This is a genomic window from Mesorhizobium loti CJ3sym, assembly GCF_000472785.1.
GTDB lineage: Bacteria > Pseudomonadota > Alphaproteobacteria > Rhizobiales > Rhizobiaceae > Mesorhizobium > Mesorhizobium loti_E.
In genome coordinates, this window is record NZ_AXAL01000051.1 from 1 (window position 1) to 19485 (window position 19485).

General features: G+C 60.3%; 12 protein-coding genes and 2 pseudogenes. 8 read left to right on the top strand and 6 right to left on the bottom strand.

From position 1 onward, the window contains the following. Positions 1 to 1187 (bottom strand): DNA polymerase ligase N-terminal domain-containing protein (locus A3A9_RS0135565; protein ID WP_027062715.1); only part of this gene is annotated, 1187 nt, incomplete at its 3' end. 216 nt (positions 1188 to 1403) lie between these two features. On the opposite strand from A3A9_RS0135565, the pseudogene A3A9_RS0135570 reads away from it, so the two are divergent. Beyond that, positions 1404 to 1756, top strand: a pseudogene (locus A3A9_RS0135570) (HAD family hydrolase); the annotation flags it as partial. On the opposite strand, the gene A3A9_RS42085 reads toward A3A9_RS0135570, so the two are convergent. Next, positions 1740 to 1955: a hypothetical protein gene (locus A3A9_RS42085; protein WP_027062717.1), complete on the bottom strand. Its 216-nt coding sequence runs from the start codon at positions 1953 to 1955 to the stop codon at positions 1740 to 1742. The pseudogene A3A9_RS0135570 and the gene A3A9_RS42085 overlap by 17 nt on opposite strands. Positions 1956 to 2990: 1035 nt before the next feature. On the opposite strand from A3A9_RS42085, the gene A3A9_RS0135580 reads away from it, so the two are divergent. The 7 genes from A3A9_RS0135580 (at position 2991) to cyoD (ending at position 12262) form a co-directional block, all read left to right on the top strand. Next, the gene (locus A3A9_RS0135580; RefSeq protein WP_033839139.1) at positions 2991 to 6200 is read left to right on the top strand and encodes a GAF domain-containing protein; all 3210 of its coding nucleotides are present in this window, start codon (positions 2991 to 2993) and stop codon (positions 6198 to 6200) included. A gap of 405 nt (positions 6201 to 6605) precedes the next feature. Next, positions 6606 to 7058 carry a DUF2231 domain-containing protein gene (locus tag A3A9_RS0135585; RefSeq protein WP_051371501.1) on the top strand — a complete coding sequence of 151 codons (453 nt, stop codon included), beginning with the start codon at positions 6606 to 6608 and terminating at the stop codon, positions 7056 to 7058. Further along, positions 7058 to 8410 carry a PQQ-dependent sugar dehydrogenase gene (locus tag A3A9_RS0135590; protein ID WP_051371503.1) on the top strand — a complete coding sequence of 451 codons (1353 nt, stop codon included), beginning with the start codon at positions 7058 to 7060 and terminating at the stop codon, positions 8408 to 8410. Before A3A9_RS0135585 ends, A3A9_RS0135590 begins: the two co-directional genes overlap by 1 nt. A 39-nt stretch (positions 8411 to 8449) precedes the next feature. Beyond that, positions 8450 to 9292 carry a ubiquinol oxidase subunit II gene (gene cyoA / locus A3A9_RS40680; RefSeq protein ID WP_082222393.1) on the top strand — a complete coding sequence of 281 codons (843 nt, stop codon included), beginning with the start codon at positions 8450 to 8452 and terminating at the stop codon, positions 9290 to 9292. 2 nt (positions 9293 to 9294) lie between these two features. Then, positions 9295 to 11259, top strand: coding sequence for a cytochrome o ubiquinol oxidase subunit I (gene cyoB, locus A3A9_RS40685; RefSeq protein ID WP_033839135.1), 1965 nt, complete (start codon positions 9295 to 9297; stop codon positions 11257 to 11259). Continuing rightward, positions 11256 to 11888 (top strand): cytochrome o ubiquinol oxidase subunit III, encoded by a 633-nt coding sequence (gene cyoC, locus A3A9_RS40690; RefSeq protein ID WP_033839136.1) that lies wholly within the window; start codon positions 11256 to 11258, stop codon positions 11886 to 11888. The genes cyoB and cyoC overlap by 4 nt, the downstream gene beginning before the upstream one ends. After that, complete coding sequence (gene cyoD, locus A3A9_RS0135610; RefSeq protein WP_027062721.1) at positions 11888 to 12262, top strand: cytochrome o ubiquinol oxidase subunit IV; 375 nt, start codon at positions 11888 to 11890, stop codon at positions 12260 to 12262. Before cyoC ends, cyoD begins: the two co-directional genes overlap by 1 nt. A 776-nt stretch (positions 12263 to 13038) precedes the next feature. Here cyoD and A3A9_RS0135625 read toward each other — a convergent pair. The 4 genes and pseudogenes from A3A9_RS0135625 to A3A9_RS45540 all read right to left on the bottom strand — a co-directional run. Continuing rightward, positions 13039 to 14772 carry a tetratricopeptide repeat protein gene (locus A3A9_RS0135625; RefSeq protein ID WP_033839138.1) on the bottom strand — a complete coding sequence of 578 codons (1734 nt, stop codon included), beginning with the start codon at positions 14770 to 14772 and terminating at the stop codon, positions 13039 to 13041. Position 14773: 1 nt separating this feature from the next. Next, a complete protein-coding gene (locus A3A9_RS0135630; RefSeq protein ID WP_051371506.1) occupies positions 14774 to 16180 on the bottom strand; it encodes an HlyD family type I secretion periplasmic adaptor subunit in 1407 nt (468 codons plus the stop codon). An 11-nt stretch (positions 16181 to 16191) separates the two neighbouring features. After that, a complete protein-coding gene (locus A3A9_RS40695; protein WP_245279215.1) occupies positions 16192 to 18486 on the bottom strand; it encodes a peptidase domain-containing ABC transporter in 2295 nt (764 codons plus the stop codon). A gap of 192 nt (positions 18487 to 18678) precedes the next feature. Further along, positions 18679 to 19485, bottom strand: a pseudogene (locus A3A9_RS45540) (hypothetical protein); the annotation flags it as partial.

Below are 19485 nucleotides of genomic sequence, written 5' to 3' on the forward strand. Positions count from 1 at the left end.
CGGATGAGCTTATCCTCGCCACGCTCGACTTCTCCAAGCATCTCGCTCAGCCGTCCCTTGCGCTCCAAGAGAGGCACCTTTCGCAGATCGGCGCCATCGGCGAACAACAGATCGAAGGCAAAGAAGATCAAATCCTTTGTCCGGCGCTCCGACAATGCGGCCTGCATGGCGGCAAAATCGGGTGCGCCATTCTCGCCCAGAGCCACGATCTCGCCGTCGACGATGACATTGGGGAAACTGGCCGCCTCTTTTGCAATGGCGCCAAACTTGTCCGTCCAGTCGAGGCCCTTGCGAGTCCTCAGAGTGGCGGTGCCTTCCCGGACGCGCAACTGGACGCGATAGCCGTCGAACTTGATTTCGTGAACCCAGTTCGTTCCCGCAGGCGGGCGAGAAAGGGGCGCGCAAAGCTGTGGCGCGACGAAGTCGGGCATCGCAACCGCCGAGCCGCGAGCGGCTGGTTTTGCAGGGGACGACGGCTTTGACGATGTCTTTGCCGGCTTGGCGCGCTCCTCGGCGGCATGGCCGCGATTGCTGTCCCACACGGCATCGGCATTCGCCGCGGCGGAGCCTTGCATCATGAACGGCTTCGGCCCGGACCCCTTTCCGGCAGCAATCTTGTCCATACTTCGCCCGGAGGCCACGGACCGGTCCTGTGCCAACACCGCGTCGCCATTGCCGTCCGTGGCGTATTTGTCGCGGTGCTTGATCAGCAGCCAGTTGGTCCGCTTCCCGCCGTTGCGGTCGTGCTTCATGCGCACCAGAACAAAACTTCCGTGCAGACGCTTGCCGTCGAGCGTGAATTTCAGATCGCCTTTTTCCAAGGCTTGTTCAGGAGACATGGCGCCCTCGGGCTCCCAGTAGCCGCGATCCCACAGCTGTACGGTGCCGCCGCCATACTGCCTCTTGGGGATCGTGCCTTCGAAATCGCCGTAATCCAGCGGATGATCCTCAACCTCGACCGCCAGGCGCTTGTCCTGCGGATCCAGGGACGGCCCTTTGGTGACAGCCCACGACTTGAAGACACCACCGAGCTCGAGCCGCAGATCGTAGTGCAGCCGCGTGGCCGCGTGTTTCTGAATGACAAAGCGAAGCCGGTTCGATTTCGCAATCGAGTTCTCGCCGCTGGGCTCTTTCGTCTTGGTGAAATCGCGTTTGGCGCGATAGGTGGAAAGTTCGCCCTTTGTCATGAAAATGCCCCGGCTGATGACGCAACGCGCGACTCAACGCCGTCGGGGCGGTTTGGTTCGATAGGTCATCGGGCGAAGAAAGGCTGGAGATTGCGGGTCTGAAACTGTCGCAAGCGACTCGGCCAAAGTCCCGCGCGACGGTCCGCTGGAGCCATTGTCTCGATCAATCGTTCTAGGAGAACCTCAACGCGAACTGGCAACTGAAAGGTCGGCGGGATGTATTTCATTGCATTGGCAACAGACTATGACGGTACGCTGGCGCATCACGGGGTTCGTCACCAAGAAAACGCTCGGTGCCCTCGAGCGATTCAAGAAAAGCGGCCGCAAGCTGATCCTGGTTACCGGGCGCGAGCTGTCCGACCTCTTGCGCGTCTTTCCCGAAGTCAGCCTGTTCGACAAGGTCGTCGCCGAGAACGGCGCGCTGATCTACACGCCGGCAAGCGAGGAGGACGATCGCGCCGTCGCCGGATCCCGAATTCGTCGCCAGACTGAAAAAGGCGGGCGTCAAGCCACTGTCGGTCGGCAGTTCGATCGTCGCCACCTGGGACCGCATTAGGAGAGCGGATCTGGCTTGCTCTCTGCTTCATGGCCCGGTTTGGGGTGATGCTGTTTCGGAAACGGCGGCGCGGGATAATTTCGTGCACCGGCCTGCGTGGCGCCGGGGGGTTTCGATTTCGGTTTCGCCCGATCATCAGCATCGACCTTGCGTTGGATGCGCCGCTGTTTCTGGGTCGCCTTGGAACTGTCGGTCTTCGTCGCGATCGGCATTGTCTATGTCCTTGGTTGCCGACGGAGAACATGCGGTGAGCGAAAAGGTTGGCCTTGCTTGTCACGAAACGGCGCGATGCAGCGAGAGCGAGACTTTTCCGCGCCTGAGCAAAGGAACGACGCTTCGGAAATTCGGCAATGCAACCAAAATCAGCTTCCATCGTTTTGTCCGGTTCGATATTGGGGGATATCTTGGCAGCAACCAACCACGACTGCGCGAGCGCCGCGTTTCGCAGCGCCGGCGAGATGGCCGAGCGGATAGGATCGCTCGGCTGGAGCGAGACCCCGATCGGACCCGTTACGTCGTGGCCAGCAGAGCTCAAAACACTCGTCGATCTGATCCTTAATTCTGCTCAGCCCATGTTTGTTGTCTGGGGAGCGGAGCGCATCTGGCTCTACAACGACGCCTTCATTCCAATCCTTGGCCGCAAGCATCCGACGGCTCTCGGCATACCCAGCCAACAGGTTTGGGCCGAGGCTTGGAACATGATCCAACCGATGTTCGATCAGGTCTTCGAGGGCCAGTGCGTGCACATGGACGACATCGAGATCCGGATAGACAAGCGCGGCGCGCCAGAGGAAACGCACTTCGCGTTCTCCTATAACCCTGTCATCCAGTCCGCCACCGGTAAGGTAGGCGGCATCCTTGGCGTCTGCACGGAAACGACCGACAGATTCCTTGCTGAAAGACGAGAGCGCCTCGCCGCGGAACGCCAGATCAATCTGTTCGAACAGGCGCCCGGTTTCATCATCATCATGCGTGGACCCGACCACGTGGTCGAGTTTCTCAACGACGCCCATCGCCTTGTATTCAACAGCGACGGCTGGTTGGGACAACCAATCCGCAGTGCCATTCCGAGCCTCGAGGGCCAAGGGTTCTTCGAACGTCTGGACGACGTGTTCAGCAGCGGAAAGACATTCGAGGCGCAGGGCGTTCCGGTTCGCTTTCGTCGATCACCGGAGACCCCTGAAGAGAGCCGATACCTGACGTTCATCTACGCGCCGCTCTACGACGGCAACAGCACCGTGACCGGAATATTCTGCGAGGGGTTCGACGTCACCGAAACATATCGCGCGCGAAAACGCGGTGCTGCGCTTGCCGAGCTCGGTGACGTTGTTCGCCAGATCGACGACCCGGACGATCTCGCCTACGCGGCGGCCGAAATCATTGGTCGAGAACTCGAGGTAAGCCGGGCCGGTTACGGCACGATCGATCTGGCGAAAGAGACCATTTCGATCGAACGCGACTGGAATGCGCCTGGCATTAAAAGCCTGGCCGGCGTCCTGCATTTTCGTGACTATGGTTCCTACATCGAGGATCTCAAACGAGGCATCACCGTTGTCTGTGAAGATGCCGACAAGGATTCGCGCACCAGGCACAATGCGGAGGCGCTGAAGGCAATCAGCGCGCAGTCCTTCATCAACATGCCGGTCACGGAACAGGGCGGTTTCGTCGCGCTGCTTTACCTCAACCATGACCAGCCGCGCTCCTGGTCGGGGGAAGAGGTCGAATTCGTCCGTGAGATGGCCGAGCGAATGCGCACAGCGGTTGAACGACGGCGCGCGCAGGCGGAATTGCGCCAGAACGAAAGCCGTCTACGCTTCCTCGATGGCCTTGGAAAAGAAACTGCAAAAAGCGCGGACGCAGACGCTGTTCTGGAGATCACCACAAGGAAGCTTGGCGAGCATCTCGGCGTGGCAATCTGTGCCTATGCCGATATGGAGCCTGATCAGGACCACTTCACCATCCGGGGCGATTGGCACAGACAGGGCTCGTCCAGCATCACCGGCTATTACAGCCTGCAAGACTTCGGCCAGCTTGCCGTCCTAAGACTTCATCAGGGCTTACCCCTGATCATCAATGACAATGTTGCCGAACTGCCGCCGGAAGAGGCCGCCGCGTTCCAAAATATCGGCGTTGCCGCGACGATCTGCATGCCGCTCGTCAAGGAGGGGCGGCTGACGGCGTTGATGGCGATCCACGACAGCGTTGCACGCACATGGACGCAGAACGAACTTGCGCTTCTCACTGAGGTCACTGAACGATCCTGGGCGCATATCGAAAGGGTAAGATCGGATCAAAGTGCTGCGGAGACCGCGGAGAGGCTAAGCCTTGCAACCCAGGCAGCGGCAATCGGAACCTGGGACTACGACCCGGTGGCCAACCATTTGCGATGGGACAGGCAATGCAGGGCGCTGTTTGGGATTCTGTCGGATTGCGGCGTCTCCTATGAGGGCTCCTTTATCGCTGGCTTGCATCCCGATGACCGAGACCAGGCAGACAAGGCTGTGCGCCAGGCGCTGTCTCCTGACAATCCGCAACCGTTCAACATTGAATACAGAACAATCGGGCTCGAGGATCGCATCGAGCGTTGGGTAGCAGCGAGCGGCCATGCCATTTTCGAGGGCAAGAAAGCTGTCCGTTTCATCGGCACCGTCATCGACATTTCCGACCGCAAGAAAGCCGAGCATCATCTCACGATCATGAACGATACCGGAGCGGCGGTGGCGGCCGAGCTCAATCTCGACAAGATCGTTCAGATCAGTACCGATGCGGGCGTGCAGCTGTCCGGGGCACAGTTCGGCGCCTTCTTCTACAACGTGCTCGATGATCAGGGCGGCAGCTACATGCTCTATGCCCTTTCCGGTGTCCCCCGTTCGGCTTTCGAACATTACCCGATGCCACGTGCGACGGCGGTGTTCGAACCGACCTTTCTCGGGACGGCCGTCGTTCGATCCGATGACATCCTGCAGGATCCGCGCTACGGCAAGAACGCGCCACGCAAAGGCATGCCGGAAGGCCACCTGCCGGTGCGCTCCTATCTGGCGGTGCCCGTCGTCTCCAATTCTGGCGAGGTTCTGGGCGGCCTGTTCTTCGGCCACGCAGAAACCGGCAAGTTCCTGCCTGAACACGAGACTGCTCTACTAGGTGTTGCCGGCCATGCCGCGACGGCGATCGACAACGCCCGCCTGTTCCAGGCGGCCGAACGTGAACTCACCGAGCGACGCCGCGCGGAAGCCGCGCTGCAGACGCTCAATTCCACGCTTGAACAGAGGGTCATCGAGGAAGTTGCCGAGCGTTCGAAGGCAGAAGAGCAGTTGCGCCAGGTGCAGAAGATGGAGGCGGTGGGCCAGCTGACAGGCGGCATCGCGCATGACTTCAACAACATGCTTGCGGTGATCATTGGCGGACTCAATCTGCTTCAGCGCAAATTGTCGAAAGGCGAGACGGACGTTGGCCGATTTGTCGAAGGTGCCATGGACGGCGCTCACCGCGCCGCGGCCCTGACGCAGCGGTTGCTGGCTTTCTCGCGGCAGCAGCCTCTCAAGCCCGAACCCATCAACGCAAACCGCCTGGTCGGCGGGATGACCGATCTTTTGATGCGGACGCTCGGCGAGACGATCACGGTGGAAACGGCTTTCGGCGCCGGCCTCTGGCAAGTCAGGGCTGATCCCAGTCAGCTGGAAAGCGCCCTGCTCAACCTCTCGGTCAATGCGCGCGATGCCATGCCTGATGGTGGCAAGCTGACAATTGAGACATCGAACGCCTATGTCGACGAGCGATACGCGCGCGAGTCCGCGATCGCCGCCGGGCAGTTCGTGCTGATCGCGGCCACCGATACGGGCACGGGAATGGCAGCGGACGTTCTCGCCAAAGCGTTCGACCCTTTTTACACGACCAAGGGCGTCGGCAAGGGAACCGGGCTTGGCCTCAGCCAAGTCTACGGGTTCGTCCGGCAGTCCGGCGGAAATGTGAAGATCTACTCGGAGCTGGGAGTTGGTACGACGGTCAAGATCTACTTGCCGAGACACTACGGCACCTCGGAGCAGGATGCTGACAAAACCAAGCCGAGATCAATCGACGGCGGCCTCCTAAGTGAAATTATCATGGTGGTAGAGGACGAGGACCGTGTGCGCGCTGTGTCGGCTGAAGCGCTGCGCGAGCTTGGCTACACCGTAGTCGAGGCCAACGGGCCTAAAGAAGCCATCAGGATGATCGAGGCCGGGCAGCAATTGTCCTTGCTGTTCACCGATGTCGTCATGCCTGACATGTCAGGGCGGCAGCTTGTCGACATGCTGCGCAAAAAGAACCCGAAGCTCAAGGTCCTCTACACCACCGGCTACACACGCAATGCCATCGTCCATAACGGCATTCTGGACCCAGGTACGCAGCTGTTGCCCAAACCATTCAGCCTGGAAGATCTGGCCGAAAAGGTACGATCAATCCTGGACGACCCTTCATGAGCGCGCTGGTCTCCCGCAGGATCGCCAGACGTCGGGCGCCCAGGGCAAGCCCCGATCAACTGACAGTGCGCATTTTCCTCACCAGACGGAACTCAGAACAAAGGCTTTTGAGACCAACTGATCGATTTCAAGACACGCACTGACCTTTCGCAATCCCTTTTGCGCCGGCGCGCATCTGCGACGTCGACGCGAATTCTGAAACGCTTGTCGACAAGGATCTCGATCATCTGAAGACCAGGCAGACACCTGCGTACTGCCCGCTCAAAAGGCATGAGCGGAGGGCCTGGAAATGCTGGGTGACGAGATCTGGCCGTATCCTCATCGACAACGCGTCACAACCTTCCGGGAACCTCCCTGCCGTGAGGGGGTTGATTTGCGTCGCCCGTCCGCAACCGGATTGCTTCCATGCTTAAAGAAACTCCCCAACAGCTGCCTATCATTGTCGAGCGGCGCCCTTTACACGCACTCCTCGTCCCCTTCCCCATCGTTTGTTTCACCGGCTCTCTACTCACTGACATTGCATACTGGCGAACGGCCGAGATGATGTGGGCAGATTTTTCGGCCTGGCTGCTGACGTTCGGACTGGGGTTCGGGGTTCTTGCGGCGCTGGCTGGCCTGTTCGATTTCTTCACCAATCGGCTCGTGCGCCGCTATTCGCGGGGATGGCTGCACATGCTCGGCAACATCGCCGTGCTGGTGCTGTCTGTCCTCAACGCTTTCGTCCATAGCCGCGACGCATGGACGTCGGTCGTCCCAACCGGACTGACGCTTTCTGCAGTGGTGGTCGTCTTGATGATTGTCACCGCATCGATTGGCCGGTCCCTTGCAACAACTGAAGTGGCGGGAGTGACCCGGTGATGCTTGTCTCTGTGCCGGCCATAAAAATTTTGCGCGCCACAACCGTCATCCTGTTGAGTGCCACCGCTTTCGGCCTGACAGGCTGTAGCGACGACGCAGCCGATCCGAGCACACAGATCGGTCCTAACCCAACACTGCCGGAACCGCAGCAATATCTCATTCCGCCGATGAACCTCGCCAAGGTCGTCGGCTGGTCCAAGGATGAAACGCCAACGGTCCCGCAGGGGCTGCAGATCCACGCCATGGCAAGCGATCTCTCGCACCCACGTTCGCTGTACACGCTGCCCAACGGCGACGTTCTGGTGATCGAGTCTCAAGGTCCCGGTAGCGAACCGATCAAACGGCCGAAAGACCTGATCATGGGCTTCCTGCAATCGCTGGCGAGCTCCGGTGGGGGCGATGAAAAGAAGCCGACCAATCAGATCACGCTGCTGCGCGATACGGATGGTGACGGCGTTCCGGAAACCAAGACCGTGTTTCTCGACCACCTGAACTCACCTTTCGGCGTCGCCTTGGTGGCCAATGATTTCTATGTCGCCAACACCGATGCGATCGTGCGCTATCCCTACACACCTGGCGCAACGAAGATCTCCGAACAGGGAACGGTTCTGACGCCCCTGCCCGGCGGCCCCATTGATCACCACTGGACAAAGAGCCTCGTTGCCAGTCGGGATGGCACGTTGCTCTATGTCGGCGTCGGCTCGAACAGCAACATCACTGAAAACGGCATCCAGGCGGAGAAGGACCGCGCGGCGATCTGGGAGGTCGATCGGGCAACCGGGCGTTCGAGGATCTTCGCCAGTGGCCTGCGCAATCCAAACGGCCTCACCTGGGAACCGAAGACGGGCGCGCTGTGGGCCGTCGTCAACGAGCGCGACGAACTCGGCCCAAACTTGGTCCCGGACTATATGACCTCGGTCAAGGACGGTGCCTTCTACGGTTGGCCTTACAGCTACTATGGCCAGCATGTCGATCCACGCGTCATGCCGCAGCGGCCTGATCTGGTCGCCAAGGCGATACCGCCTGATTATGCGCTGAGCTCACATGTGGCGCCGTTGGGACTTGCCTTCTACACCGGCAACGCTCTGCCGCAGGTCTATCAGGGCGGTGCGTTCGTCGGCGAGCATGGCAGTTGGGATCGGCCCGCGCTGAATGGCTACAAGGTGGTCTTCGTGCCGTTCAAAGACGGGCATCCCGATGGCATGGCACAGGATTTCGTGACCGGCTTTCTCAACGCCAAGGATGAAGCCCGTGGTCGTCCGGTCGGGCTGGCGGTCGACAAATCTGGCGCGTTGCTGATTGCCGATGACGTCGGCAACAAGGTCTGGCGCGTCACGGCAGCAGCCAAATGACAGGCGTCACCGGCCACCGTCTGCTGATAAGGTAGCCCGATGCATGACACGTGGTCGTGGCTTTCGGGAATTCTGGCTCCGCAGGGACCAATCGCCGCCAGCGAGTTGAAAATCCTGCTCAATGCAACGGCGATCATGCTGGCAGTGATTGTGCCGGTGATTGTCCTGACACTCGGCTTTGCCTGGTGGTTTCGCGTCGGCAACAAGAATGCCCAACGGCTCCCCGACTGGTCATATTCGGGGCGCATCGAGTTGGTGATCTGGTCGATCCCGACGCTGATCGTCGTCTTTCTCGGCGGCATTGCCTGGCTTGGCAGCCACGACCTTGATCCCTATCGCGAGATCCAGTCGAAGACGCCACCTCTGACTGTCCAGGTCGTATCGCTCGATTGGAAATGGCTGTTCATTTATCCAGACAAGAACCTGGCGAGCGTCAACCAGCTGGTCCTCCCAGCCAACACGCCGATCAATTTCCAGCTGACATCGGCCAGCGTGATGAACAGCTTTTTCGTGCCGCAGCTTGGCAGCCAGATTTACACAATGGCCGGCATGACGACCCGTCTGAGTTTACTGGCGGACAGGACGGGCATTTTCCCGGGTATCTCCGCGCAATTCAGCGGTGCCGGGTTTTCCGACATGCGCTTCGATGTGGTGGTGAAATCCAGCGACGACTTCGAGGCCTGGGTCAACACCACACGTCAAGGCAAAGGTGTTCTGGATCCGGCGGCTTTTGCCAAGCTTGCCCAGCAGAGCTCCAACGTGACGCCGACGACCTTTGCCGGTGTTGAACCGCGACTGTTCGATCCGATCGTCGCCGGTACCGCCCACGCGGCTGACGCGCAGACGATGCAGTCCAACCAGATGCCAAGCACCGGAGAGTGAGCATGTTCGGCAAACTCACCTGGATCGCCATTCCCTTCGACCAACCGATCCCTCTGGCCGCCTCGCTGCTGGTGGTCGTTGCGATAGCCACGATAGCCGGCCTTGTCACCTGGCGCGGCTGGTGGCCGTATCTGTGGCGGGAATGGATCACCAGCGTCGATCACAAGCGTATCGGCGTGATGTATGTCGTGCTGGCATTGGTCATGCTGCTGCGCGGCTTTATCGACGCCATCATGATGCGCACGCAACTGGCATTCGCCGCTGCGGGTGCCCAGGGCTATCTCACCCCCGATCACTACGACCAGATCTTCTCGGCGCATGGCACGATCATGATCTTCTTCGTGGCCATGACGTTCATGGTCGGGCTGATGAATTTCGCCGTGCCGCTGCAGCTGGGTGTTCGCGACGTCGCCTTTCCGGTGTTGAATTCGGTCAGCTTCTGGCTGACCGCTGCGGGCGTCCTGCTCGTCAACCTCTCGCTCGTTGTCGGAGAGTTCGCCAAGACCGGCTGGCTTGCCTATCCGCCGCTGTCGGAGCTCGCCTATTCACCAGGCGTGGGCGTCGACTATTATCTGTGGGCGCTGCAGATATCAGGCGTCGGCACGCTGTTGTCGGGCATCAACCTCACCACCACCATCCTGAAGCTGCGCGCCAAGGGCATGGGCTACATGCGCATGCCGATCTTCTGCTGGACGGCACTGGCGTCGAACCTGCTGATCATCGCCGCCTTTCCGATCCTGACCGCAACCTTCGCCATGCTTCTGGTCGACCGTTATCTTGGCTTCCATTTCTTCACCAACGAACTTGGCGGCAACGCCATGATGTACATCAACCTGATCTGGGCGTGGGGGCATCCCGAAGTCTACATTCTCATCCTGCCGGCCTTTGGCGTTTTCTCCGAAGTCATCGCGACGTTTTCGGAAAAGCCCCTCTTTGGCTATCGCTCTATGGTCATCGCGACCATGGCCATCTGCATGCTGTCGTTCATGGTCTGGCTGCACCACTTCTTCACCATGGGCGCCGGTGCCGACGTCAACGCCTTCTTTGGCATCATGACCATGATCATCGCCGTCCCGACCGGCGTGAAAATCTTCAACTGGCTGTTCACGCTCTATGGCGGCAATATCCGCTTCGAGGCGCCGCTCTACTGGGCTCTGGGCTTCATAGTCACCTTCGTCATCGGCGGCATGACCGGCGTCCTGTTGGCCATTCCGCCAGTCGATTTCGTCACCCACAACAGCCTGTTCCTCGTCGCCCATTTTCACAACGTGATCATCGGCGGCGTGCTGTTCGGCGCCTTCGCCGGCTACACATTCTGGTTTCCGAAGGCCTTTGGATTTTCCCTGCACGAGGGTTTGGGCAAGGCGATCTTCTGGTGCTGGCTCATCGGCTTCTATCTCGCCTTCATGCCACTCTACGTGCTCGGCCTGATGGGCGCGACCCGCCGCATGCAGCACTACGCCGAAGCCGGGTGGCAACCCCTGATGATCGCGGCACTTGTCGGCGCTGTCGTCATCGCCGTTGGTGTTCTCCTCACCATTGTTCAGCTTGTGGTCAGCGTCCGCGGCCGCGACCAGCGGCGCGATGTCAGCGGCGATCCGTGGAACGGCCGGACGCTGGAATGGTCGACGCCCTCGCCGCCGCCTCCGTGGAACTTCACCATCGCGCCAACTGTCGATGGACTGGACGCCAATTGGGCAGCGAAGCAACAGGCGCTATCCCAAGATAGAGACAAAGCTGAACTTGAGCCCATACTCATGCCGAAAAACAGCCCCATCGGTGTGATTGTGGCATTCTTCGCCGTGGCCACCGGCTTCGCTTTGGTGTGGCACATCTGGTGGATGGCAATCGTTGGGCTGATCGGCATCCTCACCGCGTGCCTTGCCCGCGCCTGGCAAGTTTCGACGGACGAAGAGATACCGCCCGAGACGATCGAAGCATTCCACCAGTCTGGGTACCAGCAATGACGCACGCCGATGTCGTGGTCTCGGGAGCAGACATGGACCCACCCGCAGTTCCCTTGTCGCAACGCGGTCCGGCTTCGACCGACGTCGTCGTGCGTTTCGGCTTCTGGCTGTTTCTGCTGAGCGACATCGTGGTGTTTTCAGCCTTGTTCGCGGCCTACGCCGTTCTTTCACATCAGACGGCCGGTGGCCCGACCGGCCCGCAACTTTTCGAGCGCGGGCGCACGCTTCTCGAAACCGGATGCCTGCTCACCTCGAGCTTCACGTGCGGTGTCATGTCCCTGGCGGTGCAACGCCGCAGCGCCTTGCAGGTCTATGGCTGGGCAGCCGCAACCTTTGCGCTTGGATGTGTCTTCGTCGGGCTGGAGGTCTCGGAATTCGCCGGCCTGATCGCTGCCGGCGCCGGACCGACCAGAAGTGCCTTCCTGTCCGCGTTCTTCACCCTGGTCGGCACACACGGTCTGCATGTCAGTCTCGGCCTGTGCTGGCTGCTGGTGATGATGGCGCAGGTGGCTACCATCGGTTTCCGTCCCATGGTCATGCGCAGGCTGCTTTGCTTCAGCCTGTTCTGGCATGCGCTCGACATCGTATGGATCGGCGTTTTCACCATCGTTTATCTTGGAGCCCGTTGATGGAACAGGACGACAGCGCATCGGCCAATGACCGCGCACCGGGCGAACATCGCGACGGACAACATAGCATCAGAAGCTATCTGCTCGGCTTCGGCCTGGCAGGGGTGCTGACGCTGGCCTCCTTCTGGGCGGCCCAGACGGGGTTCGTCTACGCACCGGCCGTGCCCATACTTCTTGCCGCACTCGCCGTCGGGCAAATGGGCGTCCACCTGGTTTTCTTCCTGCACATCTCGAGCGGCCCGGAAGACACCAACAACATCCTAGCCTTGGCATTTGGCGTGTTCGTCGTGGGCTTGATTGTGTTCGGATCGATGCTGATCATGGCCAACCTCAACGCAAACATGATGCCAGCGGGCCAATTGATGCAGATGTAGCCGCAGCAACGACGGCGACATGACTTTGTCTTCCACAACTTGCCGAAAATCAAAGAGCATCGGCAACTGCCGCAACGTAGCCGTCTCCAGATCAGCTCTTCAATGCCAAAGGTGGCCCAGTCTTGACCCTGCACCGGATGATCGAGGCGAATTTGCGAACCGGCACAGGCGCCGAGTGCGCAGGATCCCCCATGTAACTGCTCATTTCGACGATTACGTCTGCACCAACGCGCTTGGGGAGTTTGCGCATCAAGCTTTCCTTTGCCCTCATCATGCGCTGAGCCGAGAGCATGAGTCTCGCAGAGAATTCCGAGGCGTTCATGACTTCGTTTTCGTGGTAAGTTTCGAGCGTTGGCCACGGAAAACAGGTGCACTAGGTATGTTGATCAACGAAAGGCGCCAGTGTTCTTTCGCTCGCTTTGGGTAGATGCAATGGCAATCACGGGCACCGTATCTCCCGAAGATCTAGCCGCGCTAACCAACGCTCTTGACGATCGATGCCGCGAGTTGGGCTTGGCGAACGGCGACCCCGGCCGAGAACAGCTCGGCCGAAGGATAATGAATCTGCTCGAAACTGGCGCCCTCAGCGCCGATGACTTGAAGCTCGTCCTGTCCCAGACCCTTCCCTGACAGATCGCTGACACCGGGTGAAAGAAAGCCTGCTCGACGCAGCTGACGGCAAATTCGATGGACTTTGTCGCAACCGCACCTCTCGACACTCGTTGCTTGTGACCGGATCGAGGCGCGATCGGAGGATGGAGAGCGTATTCCCTTTTTCAACCTCGTTCGAAATCTGCTAATTCATCGGCGGCTTCATCAAGACCCTGGGCGGCGGCTCGCTTGAGCCACATGCGGCCGGCAACTGGATCGCGCTCTCCGGCAATACCGTTGCTGAGATAGCGACCAAGCATGAGTTGGGCGTGTCCATGCCCTCGTTCGGCGGCGGCTGCGAACCATTTCTGTGCGGCCTTGCGATCGAGAGAGAGGCCCTGCCCGCTCTCGAATAGCGCTCCGATTGCATACATCGCGCCAACATGTCCCGCCGCGGCCGCCTGCTTGAAAAGGCGAGCCGCGGCAATGGGCGAGCGTTCTCCGCCGCGGCCGTTATAGAGCATCTCGGCAAGAGCCACCTGGGCATCCGCCATGCCAGTCTTGGCCGCGCGCTCAAACCAGACCCGGGCCTGCTTCTGATCAGCGACCATACCGCGCCCATCCTGAAGCATGCGCGCATACATATACTGCGCCTGAGCCATGCCTTCGGCCGCGCGCCTCATCCAAATCGCTGCCTGTTCCTGGTCCTTGCTGACGCCAATCCCCTCGGAAAAGCACAGTCCAAGATTGAAAGCTGCGACGGCGTCTCCTGATGACGCATTTGTACCGAACCACTCCACAGCATTCACACCGTCTGTGCGATCGCCGCCGCTTTCCAAGACAAGATTTGCAAGGTCAACCTGGGATTCGCGATTGCCACCATTTGCGGCAACGCGCAGCCAGCGCTTGCCTTCATCGGGGTCCAGAGCCACTCCATTGCCGGAAAAATAAAGTGAAGCCAGCGAACGGGCCGCGACCTGATGGCCCGCTTCCGCGGCACGTCGATACCACGCCGCGGATTCAACATAGTCGGGTTGGGGACCCTTCATGCGCAATTCGGCTACATGATAGGCGGCCTCGCGATTTCCGGCCAACGCGGCGCGGCGCAGCCACGCTTCGCCAGCTGCGGGATCCTGGCGCGACAAGGTCCCCTCAATAAGGGAAAGGCCCAGCCTGAATTGGGCGGAGGCAAGACCCTTTTCAGCGGCAAGCTGATACAGTTCGGCAGCTGACTCAAGATCGACGGGTACCCCCATTCCGCGTTCGGTAAGGGCGGCAAGAAGATAGATCGCCGTTGGCAGCCCGGCGTCGGCCGCGCGCCGCAGCGCCTCGGCAATTCTTGTCCGGTGCTCAGGCTGCTTGCGTTGGATAAGTGATAGAGCCAAGCCAAGGCACCCTTCCGGACAGCCGGCGGCTGCGGATTTCTCATACCAGAAATGCGCGGTATCGAGGTCGCGTAAGGTCGTTGGACCTTTGCTCAGAATGTAGCCGAGTATGGCTTGCCCGGTTGCCGACCCTGCCTCCGCGGCTTTTTGAGCGAGCGGAAGGGCCGTCTCGAAATCAGGCTTTCGCGACGATTGCGAATTGAACATGCTTTCCGAGCTGACGGGGCCTACGGTGTCCTCGTTTTCAGCCAGGCCGGTGGTGTAAAGCGCCGCAAGCAGAGCCTGCGCATCGGCGTTGCCGCCGTCCGCAGCGCGGCGCAACCAACGTGCACCTTCCAATCTGCTTGGGGGCACACCCAAGCCCTCGAGATAACATCGCGCGACGCGGTACTGTGCCTCTGGAATGCCGGCACGAGCGGCGGTCGCCATCAGACGAAAGGCTTCGGCAAGCTTTCCAGTTTCGGCCAGACGAATTGCTCTACGCAGCGCCAGCGGCGGGTGTATGCGCCCGGCCAACCGGTCCATCATTGCCATTTCACGGCTCCCGCATCGCTTCTTGGCCGATCGGCAGCACCGTGCCGAGAATGTATTTGAGCACCGTCCGACGGCCGACTTTGACATCCGCAGTGACCGGCATGCCAGGTACTATCGAGAAGCCGGCGGGCACGCCGTGGAGGGCGACGTCGTCGATTGAGATCTGCGTACGGTAGAACAGGTCAGCGTCTGAGGGCAGGATTGCCAAAGAGCTGTTTGGATCGCGCGCCTGGTCCCTGGCCGAGAACGAGTCCGGGCTCACCCGCCGAACGGTGCCGTGAGCTAGGCCGTATTGCGAATAGGGAAAAGTATCGAATTTGATTGCCACGGGGTCGCCGGTATGGACGAATCCGCTGCTGCGGCCGACAATATTCGTCTCGACTTCGAGCACCGCATCGGCCGGCACCAGCGTAAACAGCCGCTCTCCAGACTGCAGGACCGAGCCCACAGAGACTTTGGCTACGGATTGAACGGTAGCGTCGGCCTCGCTTCTAAGTTCCACCAACTTTTTGCGCAGCATCGCCTTGTTCAGGAGCTCACGGGCGTCGGATATGCGCGAGCTGGTGTCTGACAAGCTCTGCGAGACCTCCGCATGCCAGTTCTGAATGTAACCGTCACGCTCTGCCGCAACGCCCGCCTGCTGGCGCTTGGCGGCTTCGGATGTCTGTTCGGCATTGGCGAGAGCGCGCTGCATCTCGGCCGTGTTGTCCTCAGCAAGAAGCGTGTTGAGGCGGCTCCCGACTTGTTTCGCTTCGAGTTGCTTGCGCATCTTCTCGACGGACCCCGCAACAGCCAAACGTTGCCTGTAGCCGGCGGCATCGGACTGGGAGCGCAAGATGACGGAGCTGAGTTCGTCATTCTGTTGATCGAAGCTGTTCATCTTGGCATCGTAAACCGCCTTGCGACGATCAAAGATCGAGCCCTGCAACGTCCAGCTCGGGTCAAGTCCGTTATAGTTGAATGGCTTTCCATCGGCCTCCGCCTTCAGTCGGGCCATCTGGGCCTCGAGGGTCGAGACCTGAGCGGTCAGCGCGGTCTGATCGGCAGAGGCGAAGGTCGAGTCGAGGCGAGCCAGCAACTGACCGGCTTTTACAAGCTGTCCTTCTCGCACCTCGATCGAACGGACAATCGCTGTCTCCAGCGGCTGAACAACGATGTTGGGTGATTGCGAAACCACCATGCCTCTGGTTATGACGACCTGGTCAACCGGTATGACCGCAGCCAGTGTTATCAACGCGACGACCAGGCTCGATATGATCCAGATGATGTTGCGCGCCACCCGCGGAATGGGTGCGTTGGCGACCGCCGTCGACGGCCACTGAAACTCGAGAATGGCGGGCGCGGTCGGATCGCTGCGCTCTTCTCGGCGCCGACGCGTAACCATGGGGGAATTGGCGGTGATGCTCATGGCCATCCAGCTCAAGTAAGTCCGGGCGGCACAGCCGCCAGCCGGCCATGTCGGCCCTCAAGATGGCGATTCTGCTGCGACCAAAGCTGGCGATAAACCCCGCATCGTTCCAGCAGGATCGAATGTGGCGCAACATCGAGAACCTTGCCCTGATCCACAACAAGGATCTGGTCGCACTCGGTGAGCGATGCCAGCCGATGCGAAACAATGATCATCGTGCGACCGCTTGCGATGCGCATGAGGTTGGCGCTGACCACCGCTTCACTCTCGGGATCGAGCGCACTTGTCGCTTCATCCAGTATAAGGATGGTCGGGTCGTGAATGAGCGCGCGGGCAATCGCCAGCCGCTGCTTCTGTCCGCCCGACAGGTTAGGCGAGCCTTCCTCGATATATGTATCGTAGCCATTCGGCATGCGTTCGATGAATTCGGCGGCGCCGGCAAGCTGTGCAGCGCGCATGACGTCGGACAACGTCAATCCCTGTCGTCCAGCAGTGATATTGTCGCTTATGGAGCCGCGGAAAAGGAAGTTGTCTTGGAGCACGACGCCCAGGCCCTGACGCAGGTGGCGAAGGTTGATTTCCTTGAGATCGACCCCATCAAGCTTGAGGAATCCGCTGTAGTCCCGGTTGATACCCTGCAACAGCCGCGCAATGGTCGATTTTCCCGAGCCGCTGCGCCCGACTATGCCGAACATGCTGCCGGCCGCGATATCGAAACTTACCCGGTCGAGTGCGGGCGTTTTTGTGCCTATGTAACTGAAGGTCAGGTCGCTGAACTTGATTTCGCCGACAAGTTTTGGTCTCAGCCCGGTGGAATTAGAGCTGCTTTCCAATGGCCGGTTGAGAACTGAGGCCGCCTCACCGATGGCGGCGCCGACCTCTTCGTAGTCCTCGACCAGCTTTGCCAGGCCGACAAGCGGTTGTGCCACGCGCTGGGCGATCATCATGAAGGCGAACAGGCTGCCGACCATGTAGCCGGTGGTGTCGTTCATGGCGAGATAAGCCCCGATCAGCATTGTCCCGAGCACCATGGTCCGCTCGACGGGCGTGACGAGGGTCTGTGGCCAGTTCGCGAGTTGCCCGAATGCGAGGCGCGCCTTGCCAGCGTCAGCCACTCGCTCGTCCCACAGCGCCTTGCGTTGCGGTTCCAGACCAAGCGCCTTTACCGTCTTGATGCCGACGACGGTTTCGCCAAGCGCCGCCGACTTCCAGGTCTCGGCGTCAACCACGTGCTGGTATCTGCGCCGTAGCGGCCCAAGGAATGCAAAGATGATCAACATGATTACGACAGCGCAACCGAGCACCATCCAGGCGAGCGTCGGATTTATGTAGAACATCACGGGAACCAGCACGCAAAGCGTGATCAGATCTAGAAATGTGCTGAGAAGCTTACCGGTGAGAAACTCGCGGATGCGATAGACCTGTGCCAGATGGTACAATGTCTCCCCGGCTGGATGACGCTCGAAGTAGTCAAGGGGCAGACGCAGGAGCCGGCCGAAGACGTGCAGGTTCAGCTTGGTGTCGAGGCGTGTGCCGACCACATTTATGATCAGCCGTCGCGCGTGACCCAGCAGCGTTTCATAGGCGAATACCACGACGATCACCGCACTTAGCAAAGCCAACGTCGAGATGCTGTTGTACTGCAATACCTTGTTGACCACCGTCATAACGATCAGAGGCGGCAGAATGGTCAGGATGCTGAGGGCGAACGAAGCAATGCCAATGTCGCGTAATGGCTTGCCCTCAAGCCGCACAAGATCTACCAGCCAGCGGAACGTGAAGGGCGCGTCGGCGGCGACGAAGGATCGCTCAGGACGCAGCAGCACCGCCTCACCCGACCAGACTCGTGACAGCCTCAATTCGTCGATCGCAATCGCCTCGGCGTCATCAGGCGCATCGACGCTCTTCAGGAACACGAGATTGCGTTCAGCACTGGCGCCGGTAAGAAGACCAGCGCGGCCGTCGCTGAAGAGCAATACCACGGGTCCGTTTTGCTCCAGACGCAGCAGGTGCGACCAGCGCACACGAACTGCGCGCGACCACATCCCGCTGTCGTTCGCCCATTGAGCGAGATCGGCAGCGGTTGGGATGCTACCTGAGGTCGCGGCCCTGAATTCATTGGGGTCGAGCTCGACACCGTGATAACGGGCGACCCTGATCATAGCCCGGAGTCGCGCACCGACGACCCGACCCGTTTCGTCGGGAGCCGCCGGAATCTGTCGCGCCTTATCATCCATCGCAAGCTTGCCGGCAGCGTCTGTATGGTTTGGGTCCGGCTTTGCCCCTGAGCTATAATATGCGGTCACCTGGCATAGCTCCTGCGGACCAATAGCGGGCGTTCGAGGAAGGCCCCTGCACATTGTTGCAACTGGGGTTTCCGGCAATACCCGCCACGGACCGAAGAGGACCTCGGCGGGAGCCCGTTGCTACCGCAAGAAACCCGTACATGCGGGCCTGGCTTTTCAGCCAGGTCCGCAAGCACTGTCTTCAACCGACGCTCAGTCATGAGGCTTCAGGATATTGTTCAGAGCCTTCTTCAGCGAGTCGTCGGTCTGAGCATAGCCGGTGCTCTGTTTGTCAGACGTCAGGTCGATGGTCGAACCGGACGGCTTGTTCTGCGTGTGACCGAAGCCTGCGACAGAAGAGAGCAGGTTCAGGAGGTCGGCAGCAATCGAAACAACAACGAGGCTGATGAACTGCCTGAACAAGTCTGGACTGTCAGAGAGGCCGCCCGACTGCAGGAACTGCGTGATATCTTTCAGTCCGAGCGTGTCGGTCGAGATGCTGCCGCCCTGGCTGCTGGTCGTTTCGTGCCCGTTGTTGCCACGCCCGCCATGATCATTGTGATGGTGGTTGTCGTGATTGCCATGGTGGCCGTTGTGATGCTGGTTGCCGTTGTGGCCGTGATGGTCATGGTCGTGGTTACCATCACCGGTAGCTCCTGTAGGACCAGTGTCACCGGTCGCCCCGGTGGCGCCTGTATGCCCGGTGGCACCCGTAGCTCCGGTTGCACCCGTTTGACCAGTGGCCCCGGTTGCGCCTGTTGCACCCGTAGCGCCGGTCGCCCCTGTAGCTCCGGTTGCACCCGTTTGACCAGTGGCCCCGGTTGCGCCTGTTGCACCCGTAGCGCCGGTCGCCCCTGTAGCCCCTGTCGCGCCGGTAGCGCCGGTTTCACCTGTTGCGCCGGTAGCTCCAGTTTCACCCGTTGCCCCAGTCGCCCCGGTTTCGCCCGTTGCCCCGGTTTCGCCTGTGGCACCAGGATCGCCAGTGGCGCCGGTAGCTCCAGTCGCTCCGGTTTCGCCAGT